The following is a 6374-nucleotide window of genomic DNA, read 5'->3' as shown; positions in this document are numbered from 1 at the left end:
GCGGCGACGAGAAGACGGTTTGGGCGGACGCCGCCTACGACACCCATGCCCGCCGCGCCCGGCTCAAGGCCGAAGGCAAGAAGGTGCGCATCGCGCGCCGCCCCAACAAGCATCATCCGCAGCTGCCGCCGCCGCGTCTCAAGCACTACAATCGCTTGATCGCCAGACGCCGGGCGGCGGTGGAGACCACCTTTGCTACCCTCAAGTGCCGCATGAAGCTGACCACGATCCGCTATGTCGGGCTGGCCAAGGCGACCGCCCAGGTGACGATGGCGGCGATCGCCTTCAACATGCGCCGATGGGCCGCTATCGCGGGATAGGTGCGCCTGAGTTCCGCCCATACAGGGTCGGACGACCGCCTGAAACCCCAAACAAGACGTCAAATCCCCCGCAAACAAGCGAACAACCGCCGCAACCCCGCCGCCGCAAGCTTTTGCTCATGACTGCGCAACAGGTCCACAAGGGGAGAAGGGAGAAGCGCCCTTTCTACCGCGCCACGGCGCGAGTCAAGGCTAGGCCGTCCGGCGCGGCAATAGCCGGTCTGCTTCGGGCGGCTCCAACGCATCGGCGGTGACCAGCCGGTTGCGGCCGCTCTTTTTGCCGATGTACATCAGCCGGTCGGCAAGCGCCATCAGCGTTTCCGCATCGGCGGCTTCGGCCGGATACATCGCGACGCCGACGGTGCAGCCGACCTGGATGCCGCCGTTCGGCGTCGAAACCTTCATATGCAATTTTTCCAGGATGCGCTCCGCGACGCGCACCGCCTTTTGCCGGGCCTGGTCCGCCCCTCCTGAAAACAGGAATGCGAACTCGTCTCCGCCAAGCCGAGCCACGAAATCGGCGCTGCGCAGGATCGTGCGAAGCTGGTTCGAGACACGCTGCAGCAGCGCGTCGCCGGCCTCGTGGCCAAGCGTGTCGTTGACCTCCTTGAACCTGTCCAGGTCGATGAACAGCAGCCCGGCCGCCTCATCGGTGCTGCGCAGCGGTCGATCACCAATTTGATCTCGTTGTGAAAGGCGCGCCGGTTCGGCAGGTCGGTCAGCGGGTCGTGGTTCGCCGAGTGGTCGCTCTGCTGCTTGGCCAGCTCGATCTCCTGCTTCTGCGCGGAGAGCTCCTCGTTGGCGGCCTTGAGTTCCAGCAGCAGCTCGGCATTGAGGTCCTCGACGACCTTGCGATCGCTGATATCGACCACGAAACCTTCCAGGAATTCGAGTTCGCCGGCGTCGTTCAGCACGCCGCCGCCGATTTCACGGACCCAGAGCGGCTCGCCGGCCAACGGCACGATGCGATAATCCACATTCCAGTTGCAATGCGCTTCCAGCGCCACGTCGACGGCGGCATAGACGGCGGCAAGGTCATCGGGATGGATGGCCGAGACGTAGTCGCGCACCGAATTGTGAACGAAGTCGCTGGGCGGGTAGCCGCTGACGGTGAGAATGCCGTCGCTGATATAGAGCATGGTGTAGGATGCGTCGTTCCGGCAGCGGTACAGATACCCGTCCATGCGGCCCGTAATGCTGAGGAGCGCATCCAGGCGCTCGTCGCGGTTGGCCCCTTGGCCGACCGGGGATGCAGGGACTGTATCGTGCTTCATAGCCGCACTCCATGGCGGCCCACCACCACAGCCTGTCCAAAATGCCGCGCCGGCATTTCGACGACAGCTTCGGGTATAACAGTCGGATATTATCAAGATGTTATGAAACTGCGGTGAATTGCCGGCAACCGCAGCGGCCGGCATCGCAGCCAGCCCGGAGTAGTTCGGCAGCCGGCCCCGCCGACGGGCTCCTCAAGTTCGCGCGCTATACGGCGCGATCGCCGCCAACTTTTCACGATGACCGAAGACTATAAGTCGCGAATCGCAAGAGAAGAGTAGCGCTCCTTACCCGCGATGATTGCGGCGCTATGAGTAATGCCTATAAGGTACAAATTGGGGCGCCGCAATTTCATGACATCAAACTTTATGCGGCGCGGGGAAGAAGACTATGGCGAGCAATGCGTCTAGGCGACCTCTTTCAAAGAAGGCCGCTACAAAAAAACGTTCGACATCAGCAAATTCGCAACGGTTTGAACCAGCGAAGCTCGACTCACTTTTCTCTGTTTTGGACGCAGTCGCATGGCTGGAGGCGCCATCCAATGGTCAAGTCGCCCAGTTCGCAGGGGTTGATCCACGAACAGCTGGAAAGCTCTTGAAGAACGCGATTCAGATCGGCTTGGTTGATAGTATTGGAAATAGCTATGCGCCGTTACTTCCCTATCCCTACAAGGGGTCGAAAGAACAAAAAGAAGCTGTAGTCAAGGAGGCGCTTGTCCGACTCCCTCTTTTGACCGGAGTTCGTCAGTTTCTGAGGTTAGGTGACAAGTCGGATGCTGCGCTTCGCAAAGCCGCAACGATTGCAGGAATCGCGCCATTTATCCCTGCTGACCTAAATCCATTGATTGAGTGGGCCCAATCGCTCGGGGCGTTGCAGCCAGATTTGCTCGCCGAGGATCTCGTAGACCAAGCAGAGAATAAGAAAGAGATACGCCATAGAGAAGATAGCAATCGTCGCATTGCGTTTTTATCTCACAGTTCGGCCGACAAGCCTTTCATTCGGCAACTCGCCGCCGACCTTACGGCGAACGGAATCGACGTGTGGCTTGATGAGCAACGAATACGGGTTGGCGACTCAATACCCGAAAAGATCGCTCAAGGCCTCGCTGGAGCTGACTTTTTCTTAATCGGAATGAGTAGCCACTCTGCCGATTCGGCATGGGTTCAGAAGGAACTGAACAATGCACTCGTTAGTGAGGTCCAGAGGCGGAAAGTCCATATTTTGCCGTTGAAGCTCGACAGCTCGCCAATTCCTCAGATCATCGCTGATAAAAAGTACGCCGACTTCTCTAAGTCTTATAAGGCAGGCCTTGAGGACCTACTCACTGCATTGAAAGGTGACCTATGACCGCCGAAGAAACAAAGAAAAGGCAAATGCCAAAAGGCGGGCGAAAGGGCGGCTCTGTCTTTCCCCGAATAACCCTACAGGATGCGCTCGGGTATGCACGAAAGTTGGTCAGCAAGACTCATACAAGTGCACAGCCAATCGACATCATCATTTCTGGGGTTGTGGGAGCAAAGAGCGGCATGGGGCGGATTCGCATTTCCGCCCTGAAGCAGTACGGCCTTCTAAAGGGAGATTTAAAGTCAAATTTCGCGGCCGACGATTTGGCTAAGAAAATCTCCGCTGCACCGGAAGAAGAACTTGTCTATCTGTATCGAGAGGCAATACTTAGACCGACTATCTTCAAGACTCTGTTTGACACTTTTCACGGTGATACCGTAACAAGATCGAAACTTAAGCAACGTGCTGCAGATTTGAAAATACACCCTGACGAAACCGAAACGTGTGTCGATCTGTATATTTCAGGCATGCAGCTTGCTCGCCTAGTTTCGATTGACGGTGACCGTGTCACTCACGTCGCATCGAACGGCATCTCGGTGGCCTCCCGCGATATGCCTCCTGCGGGGGATAACCTCGCGTCGCAAGATGACAGCCAGTCAGACGAGGCACCCGATACGAACGCTAACACCGAGGCTGACGTTGAGGCGGCAAATGGAGGCCGTGAAGCTAACACCAGTGGCGCAACCGCTTCGCCAAGTGAGGCGGTGCAAGCCGGGCCACGCGCCATCTTCAACGTAAATGTTACGCTCGACTCCAGTTTGGACACCGAGAAGCTGAAAAAACAACTAGAACTCTTAAAACAATTTGGAGCAATATAAATACTAATTTTAATATGTCTGCTTCAGTGTGAAATGGTCTTTTCTATGCATCGGCGATTAGCCTCTCCTTAAGTACAAGTTACGACCGACGCCGTTTTCGTTTCCGCAAAGGAAAATCTTTACGTCCAGTCTAGACCGTCTGACAGGTAAACTGATCCACGCCTGTCTAGTCTAGAACGGGACGACTTCGGATTACACTTCCTCAAGCCCCCGCGCTATACGCCGCGATCGCCGCCATGTTGACGATATCTGAGTCCTTGGCGTTGAGCGAAACAATCTGGACCGGCTTGTTCAGGCCGACCAGCAGCGGGCCGATGACGGTCGAGCCGCCGAGCTCCTGCAGCATCTTGGTCGAGATCGAGGCCGAGTGGAACGCCGGCATGATCAGCACGTTGGCCGGACCGGTCAGCCTTATGAACGGGTATTGCGCCATGGCGCGGGCGTTCAGCGCCACGTCGGCGGCCATTTCGCCGTCATACTCGAAATCGACGCGGCGCTTGTCGAGAATGCGCACCGCTTCCTGGACACGCTCGGAGCGCTCGCCCTGCGGATGGCCGAAGGTGGAATAGGCGAGCATGGCGAGCCTCGGCTCGTAGCCCATGCGGCGGGCGAAGCCGGCGGCCTCCTCGGCGATGTCGGCGATCTGTTCGGCATTCGGCATGTCGTGCACGGCGGTGTCGGCGACAAGCACGGTGCGACCCCGCGCGAGCACGATCGACACGCCGATGACGCAATGGCCGGGCCTTGCGTCGATGACGCGGCGGATGTCGTCGAGCGCCGTCGAATAGTTGCGGGTAACGCCGGTGACGATGCCGTCGGCATCGCCCAGCGCCACCATGCAGGCGGCGAAATGGTTGCGGTCGTTGTTGATCAGCCGCTGGCAGTCGCGGAACAGGAAGCCTTTGCGCTGCATGCGCTCGTAGAGATAATCGGTGTAGACGGAGTTGCGCCGCGACAGCCGCGCATTGATGATCTCGATGCCTTGCTTGCCGAGGTCGATGCCGGCATTCCGGGCGTTTTCCTTGATGATGTCGTCGCGGCCGAGCAGGATGGCGGTGCCGAGCCGCTGGTTCACATAAGAGACGGCGGCGCGCATCACCTGCTCCTCCTCGCCCTCGGCAAAGACGATGCGCTTGGGCTGGCGGCGCACGCGGTCGTAGATGCGCTGCAGCGTCGAGGCGATCGGGTCGCGGCGGGCGGAAAGCTCCTGCGCGTAGCGGTCGAGATCGAGGATCGGCTTGCGCGCGACGCCGGAGTCCATCGCCGCCTTGGCGACCGCGATCGGGATCGCCGAGATCAGCCGCGGGTCGAACGGCACCGGGATGATGTAGTTGGGGCCGAATTTCGGCCGGTTGCCCTGATAGGCGGCGGCGACGTCGTCGGGCACGTCCTGGCGCGCCAGCTCCGCCAGCGCCCGGGCGGCGGCGATCTTCATGTCGTCGTTGATGGTGGTCGCCCGCACATCGAGCGCGCCGCGGAAAATGTAGGGGAAGCCAAGCACGTTGTTGACCTGGTTGGGATAGTCGGACCGTCCCGTCGCCATGATGGCGTCGGTGCGGATCTCGGCGACCTCCTCCGGCGTGATCTCGGGGTCGGGATTGGCCATGGCGAAGATGATCGGGTTCTTGGCCATCGACTGCACCATCCTGGTGGTCAGCGTGCCCTTGGCCGAGAGGCCGAGGAACACGTCGGCGCCGTCCAGCGCCTCGGCCAGCGAGCGCGCGCCGGTTTTGACGGCATGCGCCGATTTCCACTGGTTCATGCCTTCGGTGCGGCCCTGGAAGACGACGCCTTTGGTGTCGCAAAGGATGATATTCTCAGGCGCAAAGCCCATCGCCTTCATCAATTCGATGCAGGCGATGCCAGCAGCACCGGCGCCATTGCAGACCATTTTCGTGGTCTTCATGTCGCGGCCGGTGATTTCCAGCGCGTTAATCAGCCCGGCGGCCGAGATGATGGCGGTGCCGTGCTGGTCGTCATGGAACACCGGTATGTCCATCAATTCGCGCAGCCGCTGCTCGATGATGAAGCATTCCGGTGCCTTGATGTCCTCGAGGTTGATGCCGCCGAAGGAGGGGCCGAGAAAGCGCACGCAGTTGATGAATTCGTCGGCATCCTCGGTGTCGACCTCGAGGTCGATGGAATCGACATCGGCGAAGCGCTTGAACAGCACCGCCTTGCCTTCCATCACCGGCTTCGAGGCCAGCGCGCCGAGATTGCCGAGGCCGAGGATAGCGGTGCCGTTGGAGATGACGGCGACCATGTTGCCGCGAACCGTGTAGTCGAAGGCGCGGCTCGGGTCCTCGGCGATGGCGAGAACCGGCACCGCGACGCCCGGCGAATAGGCGAGGCTGAGATCGCGCTGCGTCGCCATCGGTTTTGTGGCGACGATCTCCAGCTTGCCCGGACGGCCCATGGCGTGGAATTCCAGCGCCTCCTGGGCGCTGACTGAGGGCCCGTTGCTTTCGGTTTTCTTGGCCATGGTACTCTTGGTTTCCTCGCCCGTACGGCACCGCTTGAGATGGGTGCGCATGCTTTCTTTTGTGGAAGGTTCGGGATTAAGGCTACACTTCGCCGCTGTAAACCGCCAAGCATGGCTTGGAAAATTTTGGAAGCAGCT

General features: G+C 59.7%; 5 protein-coding genes and 1 pseudogene. 3 read left to right on the top strand and 3 right to left on the bottom strand.

The window, feature by feature from the left end; all coding sequences use genetic code 11:
- Window positions 1-320 (top strand): transposase (locus NKI22_RS10225; RefSeq protein ID WP_352958404.1); only part of this gene is annotated, 320 nt, incomplete at its 5' end.
- Between the two features lie 192 nt (window positions 321-512).
- Here NKI22_RS10225 and NKI22_RS10220 read toward each other — a convergent pair.
- A complete protein-coding gene (locus NKI22_RS10220) occupies window positions 513-941 on the bottom strand; it encodes a GGDEF domain-containing protein (protein WP_352815844.1) in 429 nt (142 codons plus the stop codon).
- Between the two features lie 311 nt (window positions 942-1252).
- A pseudogene (locus NKI22_RS10215) lies at window positions 1253-1459 on the bottom strand (PAS domain-containing protein); the annotation flags it as partial.
- Between the two features lie 523 nt (window positions 1460-1982).
- On the opposite strand from NKI22_RS10215, the gene NKI22_RS10210 reads away from it, so the two are divergent.
- Both NKI22_RS10210 and NKI22_RS10205 read left to right on the top strand, forming a co-directional pair.
- On the top strand, window positions 1983-2939 hold the full coding sequence (locus NKI22_RS10210) for a TIR domain-containing protein (RefSeq protein ID WP_352815834.1): 957 nt from the start codon (window positions 1983-1985) through the stop codon (window positions 2937-2939).
- On the top strand, window positions 2936-3754 hold the full coding sequence (locus tag NKI22_RS10205) for a hypothetical protein (protein ID WP_352815832.1): 819 nt from the start codon (window positions 2936-2938) through the stop codon (window positions 3752-3754). Before NKI22_RS10210 ends, NKI22_RS10205 begins: the two co-directional genes overlap by 4 nt.
- Before the next feature lie 202 nt (window positions 3755-3956).
- Here NKI22_RS10205 and NKI22_RS10200 read toward each other — a convergent pair whose 3' ends face one another.
- Window positions 3957-6236: an NADP-dependent malic enzyme gene (locus NKI22_RS10200; RefSeq protein WP_023717919.1), complete on the bottom strand. Its 2280-nt coding sequence runs from the start codon at window positions 6234-6236 to the stop codon at window positions 3957-3959.
- Window positions 6237-6374 lie beyond the last annotated feature (138 nt).

Origin of the sequence: Mesorhizobium sp. M0778, from assembly GCF_040320105.1 — a bacterium.
Taxonomy (GTDB): Bacteria; Pseudomonadota; Alphaproteobacteria; order Rhizobiales; family Rhizobiaceae; genus Mesorhizobium.
This window is presented reverse-complemented; position numbering and strand designations above follow the sequence as displayed.